The following is a 17,559-nucleotide window of genomic DNA, read 5'->3' as shown; positions in this document are numbered from 1 at the left end:
CCCGATCCCGACATGTCATCTCGCGTTTGCCGTCACGTCATTTACGCAGGTGAGCCGGTTAATAGGGGGAACGAGAGGCTTCCGCGGGATGTCCCGACTCCTGTATGGTCAAGTCACATGGACGCCCCTCTCCACGAACGCGTCGCCTCGGATCTGCGCCGCCGCATCAGCTCGGGCGAGCTGCCGGTCGGCGCGGCCATCCCCTCCGAGTCCCACCTGTGCGAGCAGTGGGGCATCTCGCGGGGCCCGATCCGCCAGGCGCTGGCCACGCTGCGCGCCGAAGGCCTCATCGGCGGCGGGCGCGGCAAGCCGCCCGTGGTCCGCAGCCAGAGCATGCCCCAGCCGTTCGAGACCTTCCTGTCCTTCTCGCGCTGGGTGGAGCTGATGGGCCGCACGCCCGGCCAGCGCACACTCGAGATCGCCCGCCGCCCGGCCTCCCCCGAGGCGGCCGACGCGCTCGGACTGGAGGAGGGCGAGCCCGTCGTGCAGATGCTGCGGCTGCGGCTGATGGACGACCTGCCCGCCATGGTCGAGCGCACCACGTTCGTCTGGCCGGTCGGGCGGCTGCTGTTCGACTTCGACTGCGACTCCGGGTCGGTCTTCGCCCACCTGAGCCGCTGCGGCGTCGACCTCAGCAGGGCCCGCCACGTCATCGACGCGGTCGGCGCCGACGAGAGCGACGCCGGGCTGCTGGGCATCCCGCGCGGCGCGCCTCTGCTGCGCGAGCGCCGCCAGACCTCCTCCGCCGCCGGCGAGCCCGTCGAGTTCTCCGACGACCGCTACCGGCCCGACCTCGTCTCCTTCACCATCGACAACTCGCAGCAGGCCCATCCGGCGCTGCTGCGCAGCCCCAACGACCTGCTTCCCGCCCGAGCCCCGCAAGGAGTCACCCCGTGATCGAACTGGCGGTCCTGGACATCGCCGGCACCACCGTGGAAGAGCACGGCGCCGTCTACCTCGCGCTGGAGGAGGCGGTGCGGGCGGCGGGCGGCGACCCGTCGGGCGCCGACATCGAACGGTGGATGGGCGCCGACAAGCGCGAGGCCATCACCGCGCTGCTGACCGGCTCGCTGAAGGGCGGGCCGTCGGGTGGGAACGCGGGGGCCGCGTCCGGTGGCGGGCCGTCGGGTGGGAACGCCGGGGCCGCGTCCGGTGGCGGGACGTCCGCTGAGAGCGTCGATGCCGCGTTCGGTGGCGGGCCGTCCGTTGAGAGCGTCGATGCGGCATTCGCCGACTTCCGCGCCAGGCTGAGCGCCGCCTACGCGGCCCGGCCGCCCGCGCCGCTGCCCGGCGTTCCCGAGGCGATCGCCGAGCTGCGGACCATGGGCGTCAAGGTAGCGCTCACCACGGGGTTCGACCGCGAGGTCACCACGGCGCTGCTGGCCGCGATCGGCTGGGAGCACGGCGTCCTGGACGCGGTGATCTGCGTGGACGACGTGACAGCGGGCCGCCCGGCACCGTACATGATCTTCCGGGCGATGGAGGCGACCGGCGTGCACGACGTCGGCAGCGTCCTGACCGCCGGCGACACCGTCCGCGACCTCCAGGCCGGCACCAACGCCGGCGCCCGCATCGTGGCGGGCGTCCTCACGGGCAGCCAGGACGCCGCCACCCTGGGCGCCGTCCGCCACACTCACCTCCTACCGGGCGTGGCGGACATCCCCGCCCTGCTCGGCGCCCCGCTCTGATCAGGCGGAGCCGCGGGGCGGCCGAGGCCGAAGTTCCGGTACGCGTCCGCCGGCCCGCGCAGCACCACCTCGTGCGTGCCCTTGCTCAGCCGGCGGCGCTCCAGGGGCTGGAGCGTCAGCGCGTCGCCAGCAACGGTGATCTTGTGGAGGCCGCGGCAAGGGGCATTCCGCGCGCCGCGTGTCGAGACCGCACCTTCCTGCCGCGCGGGCGGGGGTTGTTAGCTGTCGGCGAAACCATCAGTGTTCTTCAGTTTCTACCTGAGATTATTGATGTGTGAAGCTCTCCGAATTGGGCGAGGCGGAACGGCGTCCACTACCAGACCGCCTGGCAGTGGGCGCGGGACGGCAAGATGCCCGTCCCTGTCATCAAGACCGCGACCGGCCGGTACCTCGTGCTTGAGCACGCCACCGAGACAGACGGCCGTACGGTGGCGTATTGCCGGGTCTCGAGTGCCGGCCAGAAGGCCGACCTCGAACGGCAGGCCGGGCGCGTCGTAACAGCCGCGACCGGCATGGGGCTGGCCATGGCCGAAGTCGTGACCGAAGTCGTGACCGAGGTCGGATCCGGGCTGAACGGCAAGCGGCCGAAGCTTGCTCGTCTGCTGCGCGACCCCTCGGCGAGCGTGATCGTGGTGGAGCATCGTGACCGCCTCGCGCGGTTCGGGCTCGAGCACCTGTCGGCCGCGCTCGAGGCGACCGGCCGCCGCATCGTCGTGGCGGACGAAGCCGGGGTCGATGACGATCTGGTGCGGGACATGACCGAGGTCCTGACCTCGTTCTGCGCCCGCCTGTACGGCCGCCGCTCCGCCGCCCGCCGGGCGAAGGCCGCGCTCGACGCGGCCGGGACTGCGGCGTGACGACCCGCCAGGGCTTGCGGGTGGAACTCGCGCCCACGGTCGAGCAGAGGTCCCGGCTCGGGCGGCACGCCGGCCTGTCACGGGTGGTGGAGAACTTCTGCCTGGAGAAGGTGAGGGCAGCGCTCGAGCAGCGCGAGGCGGAGAAGACCTACGGCGTTTGCGAAACGGACCTGACGCCGGTGCCGTGGTCGGCTCCCGCGCTTGAGCGGTTGTGGCGGCGTCAGCACCGCGACCGCTACCCGTGGTTCACCGCAGAGGGCTTGTCCTCCAGAGTGCCGAAGGAGGCGTGCCGGGTCCGGGCGGCGGGGTTCAAGAACTTCTTCGACTCAAGATCCGGCAAGCGCACGGGGCACAAGGTCGGATTCCCTGCCTGGCGCAAGCGCAAGCATGGCTCCCGGTTCCGCTACGACGCGGCAACAGCTCGCCCGCACACCCCGAGGTCGGTACACCTGCCGATGATCGGCAAGGTGCGCACCCGTGAGGACATGTCGTGGCTGACAGAGCGCCTGTCGGACGCTCGCGCTCGAGTGATCGGGGCCACCGTCCGCGAGCTGGCGGGCCGCTGGTGGGTGTCGTTCCAGCTCGAGATCGACCGGACCGACATCAACGAGCGGCACGCGGTGCCGCAGGATTTGCCGGCCTGCGGGATCGACGTCGGCGTGAAGACGTTCGCCACCATCGTGGACGACGACGGCACCGTGACTGAACTCCATGCCCCCAAGCCGCTCAAGTCCGCGCTCCGCAAGTTGCGGCGGGCGGGCAAGGCGGTATCGCGGAAGCAGTCCGGCTCGAGCAACCGGGCCAAGGCCGTGCAGCGGCTCGCCAGGGTCCACCTTGACGTGGCCCACCAGCGGGCGGACTTCCTGCACAAGACGACGACGATGCTCGCGAGATCCAAGCGGGCCATCGCCGTCGAAACCCTGAACGTGACCGGCATGGTCGCCAATCACCGTCTCGCCCGTGCGCTCTGCGATCTCGGGTTCGGGGAGTTCTTCCGCCAACTCGCCTACAAGGCCGAGTGGTACGGCTCGAGCGTGTGGGCGGCCGACCGCTGGTTCCCGTCCTCACGACTGTGTGGCGGCTGCGGCGCGATCAATCGCGATCTCACGCTCGGGGATCGGGTGTGGAGGTGCGGGTGCGGTCTCGAGCACGACCGGGATGTCAACGCTGCCCACAACCTGCTCAACGCGATGACGCTCGAGCGGCAAGCGGCCTAGCTCCACGTCGCCGGGCAGTTCCCCGGAGACGCTAAACGCCTGTGGAGGCGACGTAAGACCTCGAGCAATCGAGGCAGATGCCAGTGAAGCAGGCAAGAGAATCACTGAGATTCTCCGAACGGCTTTGTGGCTTCGCAGCGAGTTCGAGAGACCGCGTTCCGTGCAACACATTCAATATGACGGTAAAGACGAAGAAATCCTGCTCATGCGGACACGGATCCTCCTGCTCCTGCGCCAGCGGCTGTAGCTGCGGCTGCAACTCCTGATCCCGCGCCCGGTACGCGGCCCGGCAGGTGACGCACAGCGCCGTGCGCGCCGCTGATCGGCCGGGCGGCACACGCGTACGCGGGAGACTCCGGGTCGGCCGCCGCGGGACCGACACGGCGAGCCCCGGCGCCGGTGGACCGGCTTCGCGGAAGAAGGCCGCGAACCGGTCGCCGGCGCCAGGGGTGCGACAACCCCGCGGGTCGATACGTCTAGGGCCGGCCGTTGAGGGTGTCGAGGAAGCGCTGCTCGAAGGCGGCGGTGCCGGCGGCCGTGCCGTACCGGATGAGGCCGCCCGACGGCGACAGGACGGTGCGTCCCGCTGACGGGCCGTTCAGCACCACGTCCACGCGCCCGTACGTGAACTCCACGTGCCCGGGGCGGACGGCGCTCATCGCGGCGAGCGGGTCCCACCAGTAGAGCAGGTTCTGCTCGATGAGCGGCAGCACCTCGGGGTGGGTGACGATCTCCAGGACGGTGTCCGCGGCCGGGGTGCCGTGGTCGGCGGCCAGCCGGTCCAGGAAGGCGGCGGTGATCGGGACCTCGTTGGCGGCGTCCAGCGACACCATGCGGACGGCGCCCCGGCTGCCGGTGAGCACGGCCCGCGCGGCGGCGGGGTCGAGCCAGTAGTTGAACTCCTGCGTGCCGTCGAACTCGGCCGGAGTGCCGCAGCACAGGTTCCCCGGGACGTGCACGGCGCCGCCCATCGAGGTCAGCACGGCGGCGGAGTGCGGCAGCGCGGCGGCCGGGTTGGTGAGCGGCCCGGTGACGATGATCCGGGTGGCGGGGTCGTCGCGCAGCAGCTTCCTGATCAGGTCGGGCGCGCGGACCGCCGACGGCGTATCGTCGCCCGCGCAGCCGGGGGTGGCGGCGGTGAGCACCCGGTCGAAGAGCTGCCGCAGGTCGGCGGGGAAGGAGTTCGGGCCGGTGCCCGAGCCGTCGGCGATGCGCACGCCGCGCAGGCCGAGCCGCTCGGCCAGGCAGCGGGCGTGCCTGATGGCCCGGCCGGGTAAGCCGGCGCCGCCGTTGGTCACGGTGATGGCGCGCAGGTCGATGCGGCCCGCCCGGTGCTCCTGGGCGAGGTAGGCGAGGGTGGCGGCGTCGTCGAAGTCCATGTCGGTGTCGAAGATGACCGCGGGAGGACGGGCGTGGGCCGCGGTCGCGGGGAGGGCGGCCAGGGCGAGGAGGAGGGCCAGCAGGAGTCTTCTCATGGGAGTCCCGGGAGGATTGGGATGATCCGGACGGGCTCCAGTCAAACGCGAAGCTGTTTCATTTCGCCCTCATCGCCCCGGCGTTTGCGCGAACATGACGTCACCTGTCAGACTGGTGATGTGAAACATGTCTTCCTGTGTGGCAACCCCGCGCTCGACTTCGCCTGCACGATGCGCGCCCGCCGTACGGCGCGCTTCGAGACGCTGGACGCCCCCGCCACGCTCGACGCGTGGTACGTGGAGTGCGGCCTCGTCAACGCGGCGCCCTCCTGCCAGGAGGGCGACCTCGCGCGGGCCGTGTCGGTGCGGGAGGCTATCTACTCGCTGGTCACCGCCAGGCTCGCCGGCGACGGCTACGACGACCAGGCGCTCGCGCTGGTGAACGAGGCCGCCCGCACCCCGCCCGCGACGCCCCAGCTCACCGGTGGCGGACGCTGGACCGAGGCCACTCCGGAGCAGGCGCTGTCCACGGTGGCGCGGCACGCCATCGAGCTGCTCAGCGGGCCCGACGTGCCGCTGATGAAGGAGTGCGCGAACCCCGAGTGCACCAAGGTCTTCATCGACCGGTCGCGCGGCGGGCGGCGCGAGTGGTGCGGCATGGAGTCGTGCGGCAACAAGATCAAGGCGGCGGCGTACCGGGCGCGCAAGAAGCAGGCGGCCGACGCGCACTGACCCTCACGCGGGGCGGCACCGGTTGCCGGTCAGGGTGCCGTTCCAGGAGAAGACGTTCGCGCAGAAGTGCGCGCCCTGGGCCTCGCCGACCCTGACGATCACGGTCACCTGGTAGTAGCCCGCCCCCGCGCAGCCCGAGGCGGACAGGGTGTAGTACTCGCCGTCCCAGGTGCGGACGCCGGAGAAGCACTCGTGCGACCCGTCCGCCCAGGCGGGCGCGGCGGTGAAAGAGATGGCCAGCAGTCCGGTGGCGGCGATGCGGCTGAGAGACATACCCCGACCGTAGGAGCGGGCGCGGGGACCATCCAGGTGCGGTTTGTCATCGGATGATGTGAATAATCCATCGTCAAGCGGGGCCGCGCATCTCCTCCTCGATGTCGCGGGCCGTCACGGCCAGCGCGCCGACCAGGCCGGGCAGCCGGTCCCGGGAGAAGCGCGTGGCGGGCATCGACACCGACACCGCCGCCTGCGCCGTGCCGTCCGGGCCGCGCACGGCCCGGCCGATGGCGGTGACGCCCGCCTCCGTACGGCCCGCGTTGATCGCGAACCCCCGCTCCCGCGTCGTACGCAGCTCGCGCCGCAACGCCACCAGGTTGGGCCGCTGCTCGGGCCGGTCGGCCCACTTCTCCTCGCTGTAGAGCACGTCGAGCCGCTCGGACGGCAGGTCGGCGAGCAGCACCTTGCCCCCGGACGCCAGGTGGGCGGGGAACACCATGCCCTCGCGATTGCCCACCCGCAGCGCCTGGCTGCACTCCACCGTGCCGATGAACCGTACGTGATCACCGGACAGGATCACCAGGTTGGCGCTCTCACGCACCCGCTCCACCAGCGCCGACAGGTGCGGCATGGCGACCGCGCGCAGCCGCGAGGTGTGCGACAGGGAGCTGGCGCCCAGCGAGAGCACGGGACCGGCCGCGTACCGGCGATCCTCGAGCTGCACCGCGAAGTCGCGGTACACCAGCATGGCCAGCAGCCGGTGCGCGGTGGACGGGGCCACGCCGAGCCGTTCGGCGGCCTCGCCGACGCTGAGCGGGCCCTCCACCTGGAGCAGCACAGCGAGGTGCAGCGCGTGGTCGACGCTGCGGATGGCGTAGTTGGGCGGATTCTTCACAGCAGAATGTCCTGTTCTTCTGGTACGCCCAGGCTACAAGCTGGCAACGCGTGTCACCGAGAAGGAGCCAGAAGAATGACCGAGACCGCGAACCATCCCGTGCGCCTCGCCGTGGTCGACGCCCCCGACCAGCCGCCGCCGTCGCCCGCGCTGGAGGAGCTCTACCGCGGCTTCGAGCAGGAGCTGCTGATCCCGCTCTGGACCGAGATCGGCGACCTGATGCCCCCGCATCCGCGCTCCAAGGCCGTCCCGCACCTGTGGCGCTGGCAGAGCCTGCTGACCCTCGCCGACCAGGCAGGACACCTGGTGCCCGTCGGCCGCGGCGGCGAGCGGCGGGCGATCGCGCTGGCCAACCCGTCACTCGGCGGCCGGCCCTTCGCCACGCCCACGCTGTGGGCCGCGATCCAGTACCTGATGCCGGGCGAGGACGCCCCCGAGCACCGCCACACCCAGCACGCGTTCCGGTTCGTCGTCGAGGGCGAGGGCGTGTGGACCGTCGTCGGACGCGACCCGGTGCCGATGCGGCGCGGCGACTTCCTGCCGCAGGCCGGCTGGGCCTGGCACGCGCACCACAACGGCGCCGCCGAGCCGATGGCCTGGATCGACGGCCTCGACATCCCGTTCCAGTACGCCGTGGACGCCCAGTTCTTCGAGTTCGGCAGGGACCGCATCTCCGACGCCGAGCGCATCACCCCGGACCGTTCCCGTTCTGAACGGCTGTGGGGGCACCCGGGCCTGCGCCCCGTCTGCGCGCCAGGACCGCGGCCCGGCACCCCGCTGCTGGCCTACCGCTGGGCCGACACGGACCGCGCCCTGGCCGACCAGCTCGACCTGGAGTCGGAGGGGTACGCGGGGACGGTCGAGCCCGGCCACGCCGCCGTCCGCTACACCAACCCCACCACCGGCGGCGACGTGCTGCCCACCATCAGGGCCGAGATGCACCGCGTCAGGTCCGGCGCGGAGACCGCGCCCCGCCGCGAGGCCGGCTCCTCGGTCTACCAGGTCTTCGACGGCAGCGGACGCGTCACGGTCGGCGACACCTCGTGGTCGGTGACCCGCGGCGACCTGTTCGTGGTGCCGTCCTGGCAGCCGTTCTCCGCCAGGTCGCAGGCCTCGGCGTCCGACTCCGACTCGGGCGCCCTCGATCTGTTCAGGTTCAGCGACGGGCCGGTCTTCGAGGCACTGCACCTCGACCGCGTCGCAGTGGAAGGGAACAACGCATGAAGCTCGCCACCATCCGCACCGCCGACGGCCGTACCAGGGCCGTGCGCGTGGACGGGGACACCCTCGTCGACCTCGGCCTCGCCGACGTGGGCGAGCTGCTCGCCCAGCCGGACTGGGCGCAGCGCGCCGCCCGCGCGGCTGGCGAGGCGGTCGGCAGCGCCGGGTTCGCGCCCGTCGTGCCCCGGCCCGGCAAGATCGTCTGCATCGGGCTGAACTACCGCAAGCACATCCTGGAGATGGGACGGGAGCTGCCCGCGCACCCGACGCTGTTCGCCAAGTACCCCGAGGCGCTCATCGGCGCGTACGACGAGATCCTGCTGCCGCCCGAGTCCGATCAGGTGGACTGGGAGGCCGAGCTGGCCGTCGTCATCGGCGCGCGCGTCCGCCGCGCCGACGAGGCCGCTGCCGAGGCGGCCATCGCGGGGTTCGCCGTGCTGAACGACGTCACCATGCGCGACTGGCAGTACCGGTCGCCGGTGTGGCTGCAGGGCAAGACGTGGGAGGCGAGCACGCCGTTCGGGCCCTACCTGGTCACGCCCGACGAGCTGCCCGGGGGCGTCCGGCCGTCGCTCACCCTCACCGGGGAGGTGGACGGGGAGGTGGTGCAGCGGGCCGACACCTCGGACCTGGTCTTCGATCCGGTCGCGCTGGTCCGCTACGTCTCCACGATCCTCACGCTGAACCCGGGCGACGTCATCGCGACCGGTACGCCGGGTGGGGTGGGGCATGCTCGCAAGCCCGCCCGGTACCTCGCCGAGGGCAGCGTCCTGGCCACCGAGATCACCGGCCTGGGCCGCTCGGAGTCCAAGGCCGTGGCCGAACCGGTCACCCAGTTCGGCGCTCAGGCCGTTTCTGGGAACGCCCCCTGATGGCCGGTCAGCGGAGCCTGGCCGACAGCCTGCGCTGGATGGCCGAGGGCGGGAAGACGTTCTCCGCCGCGCTGGCGGGCCTGCCGGACGACCGGCTGGACCGGCCCACGGCGCTCACCGGCTGGACGGGCCGGCACCTCGTCGCGCACGTCGCCGCCAACGCCGACGCGCTGGTCAACCTGGCGCACTGGGCGCGCACCGGCGAGGAACGCCCGATGTACACCTCGTTCGAGCAGCGCGACGCCGACATCCAGGCCGGCGCGGTGCGCTCCCCGGCCGAGCTGCGGTCCTGGGCCGCCGCCTCCGCCGAGCAGCTCGACCGGCGGCTGTCGGAGCTGGACGAGCGGCAGTGGAGCCGGCCGGTCCGCACCGCGCAGGGCCGTACCGTGCCGGCGACGGAGATCGCCTGGCTGCGGGCGCGTGAGGTCATGGTGCACGCCGTCGATCTCGGGGCCGGGGTGGGGTTCGGCGACCTGCCCGCCGACTTCCTGACCGCCCTGATCGACGACATCACCGCCAAGCGGTCGGGCGCGGGCGACGGCCCGGCACTCACCCTCACGGCGACCGACGCGCGTGACACCTGGACCGTCGCCGGTGCCAGCGAGCGTGCCGGTGACCCCGCCGAGGTCACCGGCACGCTCGCCGAACTGGCGGCCTACCTCTCCGGCCGCGCCCCAGGACCGGGCGACCGCCCCGCACCCCCGCTGCCCCGATGGCTCTAGCGGCCACCCGTCGCCGCGACACGATGAAAGGAGCACCTCATGGTGACCAGTAACGACGCCGACGTGGTCGTCGTGGGCGGCGGCATCGGCGGCCTGTCCAACGCCCTCGCGCTCACCCGCAAGGGCCTGCGCGTACGGGTGCTGGAGCGGGCGCAGGAGTTCGGCGAGGTCGGCGCGGGCCTGCAGATCGCGCCCAACTGCACCCGCATCCTCGACCGCTGGGGCCTGCTCGACGAGATCACCTCGCTGGGCGTGCTCCCGGAGAACATCGTCATGAAGGACGCCCTCGACGGCAGCGTCCTGACCAGGCTGGACCTGCACGACGTGGAGCGGCGCTACGGCTTCCCGTACATGGTGATCCACCGCAGCGACCTGCACGGCACGCTGTTGCGCGCCTGCCGGGAGGCGGGCGTGGACCTGGTCACCGACGTCGCGGTGACGGGGTACGAGCAGGCCGCGGGCGGCGCGGTCGCCGTGCACGCCGGGGGGCGGGAGTACGGCGCGGTGGTCATCGCGGCGGACGGCCTGCACTCGGTGGCCCGCCGGATCCTCAGCGACGACGAGCCGGTCAACTCCGCGTACGTCGCCTACCGGGGCGCCGTGCCGATCGACCGGGTCGTCGACCTCGACGTGCACACCAAGGACGTGGTCGTCCACGTCGGCCCCCGCTGCCACTTCGTGCAGTACCCCCTGCGCCAGGGCGAGATGTTCAACCAGGTCGCGGTGTTCGAGTCGCCGAAGGCGCTGGCGGGGGAGGCCGACTGGGGCACCCCCGACGAGCTGGACGCGGCCTTCGAGCGGACCTGCGGGCAGGTGCGCGCCGGGCTGCCGCTGATGTGGCGGGACCGCTGGTGGCGGATGTTCGACCGGGACCCGATCATGAACTGGGTCACCGGCAGGATCGCCCTTACCGGGGACGCGGCGCACCCGCCGCTGCAGTACCTCGCGCAGGGGGCGGTCATGGCCATCGAGGACGCCTGGGTGCTGTCGGAGCACGTGAGCGGCGGTGACTGGGACGCGGCGCTGGCCGCGTACAACGCGGTGCGTCCCGAGCACTGCCGCCGCGTGCTGACGACCGCGCGCGCGTGGGGCGACCTGTGGCACCACGACGGCGAGAAGCGGTTGTGGCGCAACGGGGTGCTGCGTGAGCGCGAGGTGCACGACTACAGCTACGTGGACTGGCTCTTCGGGCCGACCGCGCTCACCCCCGATCAGGAGCCGCCGATGTTCCCGGCGGCCTGAGCGGGGGAGGCGCGTCCGCCTTAGCGGGCGTTGGTGTCGAGCGGCTCGCCGTTGGCCAGCGCGGTGAACAGCTTCTCCCACAGCGGCATCACGACGTGCGGCGTGTACCCGTACGCCGTCTCGGCCGCGGTGGCTCCCAGGCGCAGCCGCAGCTCACGGTCGGCCATCACCCGGTCCAGCGCCTCGGTCATGGCGGGCACGTTGCGCGGCGGCACGAGCAGCCCGTCCTTGCCGGGGGTGAGCACGTCGGCGGGCCCGGTCGGGCAGTCGAAGGCGACGATCGGCAGCGCGTGCCCCATCGCCTCGATCATGGCCATCGGCAGCCCCTCGATCCGGGAGCTGAGCGCGTAGACCGACGCCTTGGCCAGCTCCTCGTGGATGCGGTTGCTGCGGCCCATCAGCTTGATCCGGTCGCCCGCGCCGGCCTCGTCGATGCGCTTCTGCAGCCGTTCCTTGGACGGCCCTGTGCCGAAGATGCGCAGCTTCCACTCCGGGTGTTCCTCCGCGGTGGCGGCGAAGGCCGGGATGAGCATGTCGAAGCCCTTCTGCGGCACCAGCCTCCCCACGGCGATCACGATCTTGTTGCTCTGGTCGGAGTGCTTGCGCTCGTCCATGTGCACCGCGTTGGGGATGCGCACGACGGGCGTGTCCTTCAGCAGCTTGCGGTACTCGCGGCGGCTGGTCTCCGTCAGCACCGCCACCGCGTCGAAGCGGTCGTAGTGGCGGACGATCTGCTCGCGGACCCGCTCGTGGTAGGAGGCCAGGTTCATGTGCTCCTGGGCGACGCGGATCACGCTGGAGGAGGCGCGGCGGGCCGCGATCAGGTTGAGCGCGGGGCGGGTGGTGACCAGGATGCCGTCACGCAGCCCGGAGACGTACTCGATGACCGCCGCCTCGACGCGCTCGGTGAAGTACTCGGCCGCGAACTCGCCGTACGGGACGATCTTGCCGCGCGCCCGGCGCCACACCTTGCGGGCCAGGGAGTCGGCGGTGACGCCCTCGCGCTGGTCCACCAGCGTCGACAGGCGCACCAGCGGGTCGATCGCGAACTGTGGCTCGTTCCTGCGCCGGACGACGCTGACGATCTCGACGTCGTGGCCGGCCGCGGCCATCGCGTTGGCCTGGTTGACCACGGTGCGGATGGTGCCGCCCATGCCGTAGGCGTGCAGCAGCATGTAGCGGATTCTCACGTCAGGTACTCCCAGTGCCTGCACATGTCCTTCAGCACATCAGGGATCTCCTCGGCGCGGGGCAGGTCCCGTCCGCGTTGTACCGTTCCTGAGCGGATCTTGTCCTTCCAGTCACCGAGGCCCTTGGTCACGACGTCGGGCGTGCCGTAGGACAGCAGCTCGGGCGCCCACGGGATCTCCAGGAACTCGCAGATGCCGCGGCCGATGCGCTCGGGGTCCTCGGTCAGCTCCTCGTAGCGGACGGTCAGGCCGGGCAGGGCCTTGCGGGCCCGCTGCACCGCCTTCATGTACCGCAGCGCGTCGGCGGCGGCCTCCTCCGGGGTCCGCTTGCCGGGGCTGGCCTCGTACCAGGAGGACGCGATCGAGGCGGGGTGGCGCAGCAGGAAGATGAACCGGGCGGCCGGCCAGCACGCGGCCAGGCGCTCGTAGGCGAACGCGTTGGCGGGCGTCTTCTCGACGATGTACCGCTTGCCGCTGCGTACCAGCTCCCGGTGGAGCACCCGGTCCCAGAGCAGGTGCTCCAGGTCGGCCTTGTCGTGGCCGAGTGCCTCCATGGCCTTCTCCGCCAGCGAGGTGTCGAATTCCACTCTCAACCGGCGTACGTGCAGCTCGTGCGGAGCATGCAGGTCCGGGTGAGCGTTGAGCATCGCCCGCAGCAGCGTCGAGCCCGATCGGACCGGGGAGATGATGAACACCGGCGCCTGCACGAGGCGATCGGTCTTCGGATCCGCCGGCGGCCGGAAAGGCGATTCCGGTCGTTTGACCGCAGCCTTTTCCGGCGCTTTCGTCGTAGCCGCTTGCCCTGCTTTACCTACTCGGTTGAACTGGAATCCTGTGTACCTCGCCAGCGCCCCGTTTATTGTGCGCTGCCACTTCATGCCCGGGAGAGTACCCGTCCTACCTGGAGATTGCCTGAAGAAGAACGACCGTCTAACGCGGCACCACGGGCAGGGTGATCCACGAGTCCGGGAACACCCGCTGGTGCTGGACGACCAGATCGGCCTCCGTGGCCGACGCCGCGGGGCGGCCGGTACCCGGGTTGCGGTCGAAGCGGGGGAAGTTGGAGCTGGAGATCTGCACCCGGACGCGATGGCCCGCCTTGAAGACCTGGCTGGTGGCCACCAGGTCGATCGTGTACGTCCCGGACGACGTCGAGGTGCGCACGATGCCGTCGGTCACGCTCAGCGCCCGCCCGTCCGGATGCACGTTCACCAGTTTGGCCGTCCAGTCGGTGGCGGCGGCCGAGGTCTGCGCGCGCAGCGTCACCGTCACAGGGCCGGTCACCTCCAGGTCGGACTCGAGCACCTCGGAGGTGTAACAGAGCACGTCGGCGCGGCGCTCCACGTCGCGCTGGTCCTGCGGGCCCACGTTCGTGGGGTCGGCCAGCAGGGTCGGGCCGCCGACAGTGGGCACCGGGTCGCGCGGGTCGAACGTGAACGCCGCCGGCTCCGCGCCCGGCGCGGGCGGCTCAGGAGAGAGCAGGCCGCCGGAGTGCAGGTGGTAGCGGGTCTCGACGGCGCGGGCCAGCGGCCAGGACTCCTCGTCGCGCCACACGTCGTCGCCCATCACGAAGATCTTCACGGCCGGCCCCGTGTCGCGCCCCCGCAGGAAGGCGAGCTGCCGCTGCTCCAGTTGGACCGCCGGCGCCGAGGCGGCGAACCCGAAGTCCAGCCGGCCCGTGCCGGACGAGGCCGCCGTCAGATGCGACCACGGGCCGATCACCAGCGGGCCGCCCAGCCGGCGGTGATTCTCCAGCGTGCCGGACAGGAACAGGTCGAACCAGCCCGCCACGTGCATGACCGGCGCCTCGATCCGGTCGTGGCGCAGCGTCTCGGCCAGGCCCTCCCAGAACGCGTCGCGCTCGGGGTGGGAGATCCAGTCGTGCCACCACGGGATGCCACGGACCGCCTCCAGCGGCAGCGTCCGCACCGCCGCGGCCTGGTCCGTCATGGCGGGCAGCAGCTCGCCGAACGCCGCGCCGACGTCCTCGCCCGCCTCGGCGGCGTGCATCAGGCCGAGCGCCGCCTGCATCGCGCCCCAGTTGAGCGCCGAGCCCAGGGCCAGCGCACCGCCGTGGTACTTCAGCCCGTCGTGGAAGTCGTGCGGGGTCATCGCCGCGTACACCGCCTTGAGTCCCGGCGGGCGGGTGGCCGCCGCCTGGAGGGCACAGCCCGCCAGGTACGACATGCCGGTCATCACGACCTCGCCGTTCGACCACGGCTGCGACCTGATCCAGGCGATCGTGTCGTAACCGTCGTCGCCCTCGTCCAGCCACGGCCGGAACTCGCCGTCGCTGGTGCCGCGCCCCCGGCAGTGCTGCAGCACCACCGCGAACCCCGCCTCCAGCGCCGCCGTCAGCGGGACCGCCCGGAACGGCCCCTCGCCGTACGGGCTGCGCGCCAGCAGCACGGGGAACGGCCCGCCCTCGGCGCGGCGGTGCACCGAGCCGCGCAGCACGGTGCCGTCGCGCATCGGCATCGGGGTGTCGTACTCGGCGGTGACGCGCATCGGCGAGCGGTCGAGCTTCGGCATCGGGGGGCCTCTCCGGTCGGGTCAGGTCAGGGTGTAGGCGTCGTAACGGACCGCGGAGGCGGCGCGGGCCGCCGAGGCCACCGCCAGCGTACGGTTCAGCCAGCCGTACCGCTCGTCGCCGGTCTCGAAACGGCAGAACAGCCGGAAGTAGTACTCCGACGGGTCCACCTCCTCGCCCCGCGCGAGCCGGCCGAGCACCTCGGGCGGGCCGTGCCGCACGCCGCTGGTGGAGATGTAGAGCAGCGCGCCGTCGTGGGTGCGCAGCGTGTAGCGGGTGTCGACGCTGATCGCGCCGTCGGCGTGGACGACCTGCCAGTCGGCGCCGCCGGGCAGCACGACGCCCGACAGGCGGGGCCCGTCGAACGAGCCGCCCACGATGTTGATCACCCGGCGGCGGCCCCACGGCGAGTCGCCCAGGTCGAGGATGGGGTCCAGCTCGACATGGAAGCTGGCCAGCGGTTCGAGGCCCATCATGGGGTGACGCTCCAGGACGGCCGCGCGCTCAGCGAGGCCGGGTCGAAGCCCGCCGTGCGCTTGTAGGAGGCCGCGATCTCGGCCCGTTCCGCGAGCGGCACGACCTGCTCGACGTCGTCGAACCCGCCGGGCGCGCGCTCGTGCGCCAGCTTCATCACCACCTCGGGGCCCATCTGCCTGTTCGACAGTTGCAGCGCCGTCGTGGCGGGCCGCCGCAGCCGCTCGTACTCGGACAGGTCGCCGCGGGCCAGCGCGTACGCCAGCACCCGGGCGTCGATGATGGCCTGGGACGCGCCGTTCGAGCCGATCGGGTACATCGCGTGGGCCGCGTCGCCGAGCAGCGTGACCTTCCCGCTCGTCCAGCTCGGCAGCGGGTCGCGGTCCACCATCGGGTACTCGTAGGCCGTCTCGGCCCCGGCGATGATGCCCGGCACGTCCAGCCAGTCGAAGTGCCAGTCCGCGAAGTGCCTGCCCACCTCGGCCAGGTCGCAGGGGCGGTTCCAGTTGCCGCGCTCGGGCGGCTCGCCGTCGAGCGGGCGCTCGGCGATCCAGTTGATCAGAGTGCGCTCGCCGGTCTCGATGGGGTACGCGACGAACTTCTGCGTCCCGTCGCCCGCCATGATCATCGACCGGCCGGTCAGGAACGGCTCGCCGTACGTGGTGCCGCGCCACAACACCAGGCCGTTCCACGGCGGCGGGCCCTCGCCGGGGTACAGGTGCGCGCGCACGGCCGAGTTGATGCCGTCGGCGCCGATCAGCAGGTCCTCCCCGCCGGGCCCGGTGATCCTGCTCCCGGTCCGTACGCTGTCCGCGCCCAGCCGCTCCACCACCGCCTCCAGCAGGAGCAGTTGCAGGCGGCCCCGGTGCACGGAGTACTGCGGCCAGGCGTACCCGGCGTCGAGGCCGCGCGGCTCGGACCAGATCGGCGTGCCGTAGCGGTTGAAGTAGGCCAGCTCGGCCGTGGCGACGCCGATCCCGGCCAGCCTGTCGGCCAGGCCCAGTTCGGTCAGCTCGCGTACGGCGTGGGGGAGCAGATTGATGCCGACGCCGAGCGGCTTGAGCTCGCGGGCCGCCTCGTGCACGGTCACGTCGGAGAAGCCCGCCGCGTGCAGGCTGAGTGCGGCGGTCAGGCCGCCGATGCCGGCTCCGGCGATGACGATGCGCACTGGCCCTCCCCTGAGATTGTTATGGCCGAAACAATATCTCGGGTACGTGTCCGGCTACGCAAGACTTGACCGGTGAACCGTTCCCAAGCCGACCCGCCCGACCTGCCGCACGCCGCCCCGCCCGACCTCCCGCAGGCCGTCTCGCCCGGCCTGCGTCAAGCCGCGCCGGCCGATCTCGAGTACGCCGCGTACGCGCGGGAGCGGCTGGCCGCGATGCCCGCCCCCGCCGACCCGGAGGCGTTCGCGCTGGCCTACCACCTGCTCCAGCTCGCCTACCTGCTCGTGACGGACCTGGAGACCCGCATCCACCGCCCGCGCGGCTGGACGCTGCCTGGCTTTCGGCTGATGTTCAAGCTGTGGCTGCTGGGCCCCACCCAGCCGGTCCGCCTCGCGGAGATCTCGGCGATGTCCCGCTCCGCCGTCACGAACGCGGTCAACACGCTGGAGCGGGCAGGGCTGGTGGAGCGCGGGCCGGTGCCGGGCGACGGCCGGGCGGTGGTGGTGGCGCTGACCGGGGCGGGGGAGGAGGCCGTGCGAGAGGCGTTCGCGGAGCAGGCCAGGCGGGAGGGGGAGTGGTTCGCGCCGCTCGGCGAGGCCGAGCGCGAGCAGTTGACCGGCCTGCTCATCCGCATCCTGCGAGAACGCCCCGCGATGGGTTTCAGCCGGTGCGGCTGACCGTGAACCACACGAACTTGCCGTTGGCCGCCCGCGCGACCCCCCATTCGTCGGCGATGGCCCCGACGATCTGCAGCCCCCGCCCGGAGAGAGCGTCCACACCGGGGGAACGCTGGAACGGCACCCCGTCGCCCGGGTCGAACACCTCCCCGTACAGCCGGTCGGCCCTGTCCTCCAGCCGCAGTGTGTAGGCGGAGCCGCCGTGCCGGATGACGTTGGTGACGAGCTCGCTGACGATGATCAGGCAGTCGTCGGTGAGGTGGGTGAGGTCCCAGTGGGTGAGCTGCGCCCGGACCAGGGAGCGGGTCTCGGCGACTCCGGCGGGTGCGGACGGCAGCAGGTACTCCACCGCGCGGGCCTGCGAGGCGGTCGCGGAACCGCCATGAGCGGCCAGGTGGGGGGCCATACGCATCACGTCTCTCGGAATTGGGAGCGCTCCCACACC

Annotated in this window: 18 protein-coding genes and 1 pseudogene; 10 read left to right on the top strand and 9 right to left on the bottom strand. The window is 72.1% G+C overall.

Annotated features, from left to right (window positions below; translation table 11 throughout):
- The first annotated feature begins 117 nt into the window (after positions 1 to 117).
- The 4 genes and pseudogenes from ABD331_RS24780 to ABD331_RS24765 all read left to right on the top strand — a co-directional run bounded on the left by ABD331_RS24780 (position 118) and on the right by ABD331_RS24765 (position 3,762).
- Entirely contained in the window at positions 118 to 897 is a 780-nt protein-coding gene (locus ABD331_RS24780; protein ID WP_344478958.1) for a GntR family transcriptional regulator, read from the top strand.
- Positions 894 to 1,688: an HAD family hydrolase gene (locus tag ABD331_RS24775; RefSeq protein ID WP_344478955.1), complete on the top strand. Its 795-nt coding sequence runs from the start codon at positions 894 to 896 to the stop codon at positions 1,686 to 1,688. The genes ABD331_RS24780 and ABD331_RS24775 overlap by 4 nt, the downstream gene beginning before the upstream one ends.
- A 274-nt stretch (positions 1,689 to 1,962) precedes the next feature.
- A pseudogene (locus ABD331_RS24770) lies at positions 1,963 to 2,545 on the top strand (IS607 family transposase).
- Complete coding sequence (locus ABD331_RS24765; RefSeq protein ID WP_344478953.1) at positions 2,542 to 3,762, top strand: RNA-guided endonuclease InsQ/TnpB family protein; 1,221 nt, start codon at positions 2,542 to 2,544, stop codon at positions 3,760 to 3,762. The pseudogene ABD331_RS24770 and the gene ABD331_RS24765 overlap by 4 nt, the downstream one beginning before the upstream one ends.
- A gap of 476 nt (positions 3,763 to 4,238) precedes the next feature.
- Here the strand turns inward: ABD331_RS24765 and ABD331_RS24760 are convergent, their stop codons facing one another.
- A complete protein-coding gene (locus ABD331_RS24760) occupies positions 4,239 to 5,237 on the bottom strand; it encodes a nucleoside hydrolase (RefSeq protein WP_344478951.1) in 999 nt (332 codons plus the stop codon).
- Positions 5,238 to 5,357: 120 nt separating this feature from the next.
- On the opposite strand from ABD331_RS24760, the gene ABD331_RS24755 reads away from it, so the two are divergent.
- A complete protein-coding gene (locus ABD331_RS24755) occupies positions 5,358 to 5,909 on the top strand; it encodes a CGNR zinc finger domain-containing protein (RefSeq protein WP_344478948.1) in 552 nt (183 codons plus the stop codon).
- Positions 5,910 to 5,912: 3 nt separating this feature from the next.
- Here the strand turns inward: ABD331_RS24755 and ABD331_RS24750 are convergent, their stop codons facing one another.
- The gene (locus tag ABD331_RS24750; protein WP_344478945.1) at positions 5,913 to 6,182 is read right to left on the bottom strand and encodes a hypothetical protein; all 270 of its coding nucleotides are present in this window, start codon (positions 6,180 to 6,182) and stop codon (positions 5,913 to 5,915) included.
- A 73-nt stretch (positions 6,183 to 6,255) separates the two neighbouring features.
- A complete protein-coding gene (locus ABD331_RS24745; RefSeq protein WP_344478943.1) occupies positions 6,256 to 7,020 on the bottom strand; it encodes an IclR family transcriptional regulator in 765 nt (254 codons plus the stop codon).
- Positions 7,021 to 7,095: 75 nt separating this feature from the next.
- Between ABD331_RS24745 and ABD331_RS24740 the strand changes: the two genes are divergently transcribed.
- From ABD331_RS24740 to ABD331_RS24725, 4 genes are read left to right on the top strand one after another with little or no spacing between them, the layout of a single operon-like run.
- Positions 7,096 to 8,244, top strand: coding sequence for a cupin domain-containing protein (locus tag ABD331_RS24740; protein WP_344478939.1), 1,149 nt, complete (start codon positions 7,096 to 7,098; stop codon positions 8,242 to 8,244).
- Positions 8,241 to 9,113 (top strand): fumarylacetoacetate hydrolase family protein, encoded by an 873-nt coding sequence (locus ABD331_RS24735; protein WP_344478936.1) that lies wholly within the window; start codon positions 8,241 to 8,243, stop codon positions 9,111 to 9,113. Before ABD331_RS24740 ends, ABD331_RS24735 begins: the two co-directional genes overlap by 4 nt.
- Positions 9,113 to 9,835, top strand: coding sequence for a maleylpyruvate isomerase family mycothiol-dependent enzyme (locus ABD331_RS24730; protein WP_344478933.1), 723 nt, complete (start codon positions 9,113 to 9,115; stop codon positions 9,833 to 9,835). Before ABD331_RS24735 ends, ABD331_RS24730 begins: the two co-directional genes overlap by 1 nt.
- 39 nt (positions 9,836 to 9,874) lie before the next feature.
- Positions 9,875 to 11,077, top strand: coding sequence for an FAD-dependent oxidoreductase (locus ABD331_RS24725; RefSeq protein ID WP_344478930.1), 1,203 nt, complete (start codon positions 9,875 to 9,877; stop codon positions 11,075 to 11,077).
- A 20-nt stretch (positions 11,078 to 11,097) separates the two neighbouring features.
- Here ABD331_RS24725 and ABD331_RS24720 read toward each other — a convergent pair whose 3' ends face one another.
- From ABD331_RS24720 to ABD331_RS24700, 5 genes are all read right to left on the bottom strand, one after another.
- Positions 11,098 to 12,267: a glycosyltransferase family 4 protein gene (locus ABD331_RS24720; protein ID WP_344478927.1), complete on the bottom strand. Its 1,170-nt coding sequence runs from the start codon at positions 12,265 to 12,267 to the stop codon at positions 11,098 to 11,100.
- Positions 12,264 to 12,962, bottom strand: coding sequence for a sulfotransferase family protein (locus tag ABD331_RS24715; protein ID WP_344478924.1), 699 nt, complete (start codon positions 12,960 to 12,962; stop codon positions 12,264 to 12,266). The genes ABD331_RS24720 and ABD331_RS24715 overlap by 4 nt, the downstream gene beginning before the upstream one ends.
- A 235-nt stretch (positions 12,963 to 13,197) precedes the next feature.
- Positions 13,198 to 14,799 (bottom strand): CocE/NonD family hydrolase, encoded by a 1,602-nt coding sequence (locus ABD331_RS24710; RefSeq protein ID WP_344478922.1) that lies wholly within the window; start codon positions 14,797 to 14,799, stop codon positions 13,198 to 13,200.
- Between the two features lie 21 nt (positions 14,800 to 14,820).
- A complete protein-coding gene (locus tag ABD331_RS24705) occupies positions 14,821 to 15,273 on the bottom strand; it encodes a DUF3237 domain-containing protein (protein ID WP_344478919.1) in 453 nt (150 codons plus the stop codon).
- The gene (locus tag ABD331_RS24700; RefSeq protein ID WP_344478917.1) at positions 15,270 to 16,439 is read right to left on the bottom strand and encodes a flavin-dependent oxidoreductase; all 1,170 of its coding nucleotides are present in this window, start codon (positions 16,437 to 16,439) and stop codon (positions 15,270 to 15,272) included. The genes ABD331_RS24705 and ABD331_RS24700 overlap by 4 nt, the downstream gene beginning before the upstream one ends.
- Positions 16,440 to 16,511: 72 nt before the next feature.
- On the opposite strand from ABD331_RS24700, the gene ABD331_RS24695 reads away from it, so the two are divergent.
- Positions 16,512 to 17,114: a MarR family winged helix-turn-helix transcriptional regulator gene (locus tag ABD331_RS24695; protein WP_344478914.1), complete on the top strand. Its 603-nt coding sequence runs from the start codon at positions 16,512 to 16,514 to the stop codon at positions 17,112 to 17,114.
- Here ABD331_RS24695 and ABD331_RS24690 read toward each other — a convergent pair.
- On the bottom strand, positions 17,098 to 17,526 hold the full coding sequence (locus ABD331_RS24690) for an ATP-binding protein (protein ID WP_344478911.1): 429 nt from the start codon (positions 17,524 to 17,526) through the stop codon (positions 17,098 to 17,100). The genes ABD331_RS24695 and ABD331_RS24690 overlap by 17 nt on opposite strands.
- Positions 17,527 to 17,559 lie beyond the last annotated feature (33 nt).

The organism is Nonomuraea monospora, from assembly GCF_039531895.1.
Lineage (GTDB): Bacteria > Actinomycetota > Actinomycetes > Streptosporangiales > Streptosporangiaceae > Nonomuraea > Nonomuraea monospora.
Note: the sequence above shows the minus strand (reverse complement) of the source record. Positions and strands in the feature narration are given on the sequence as shown.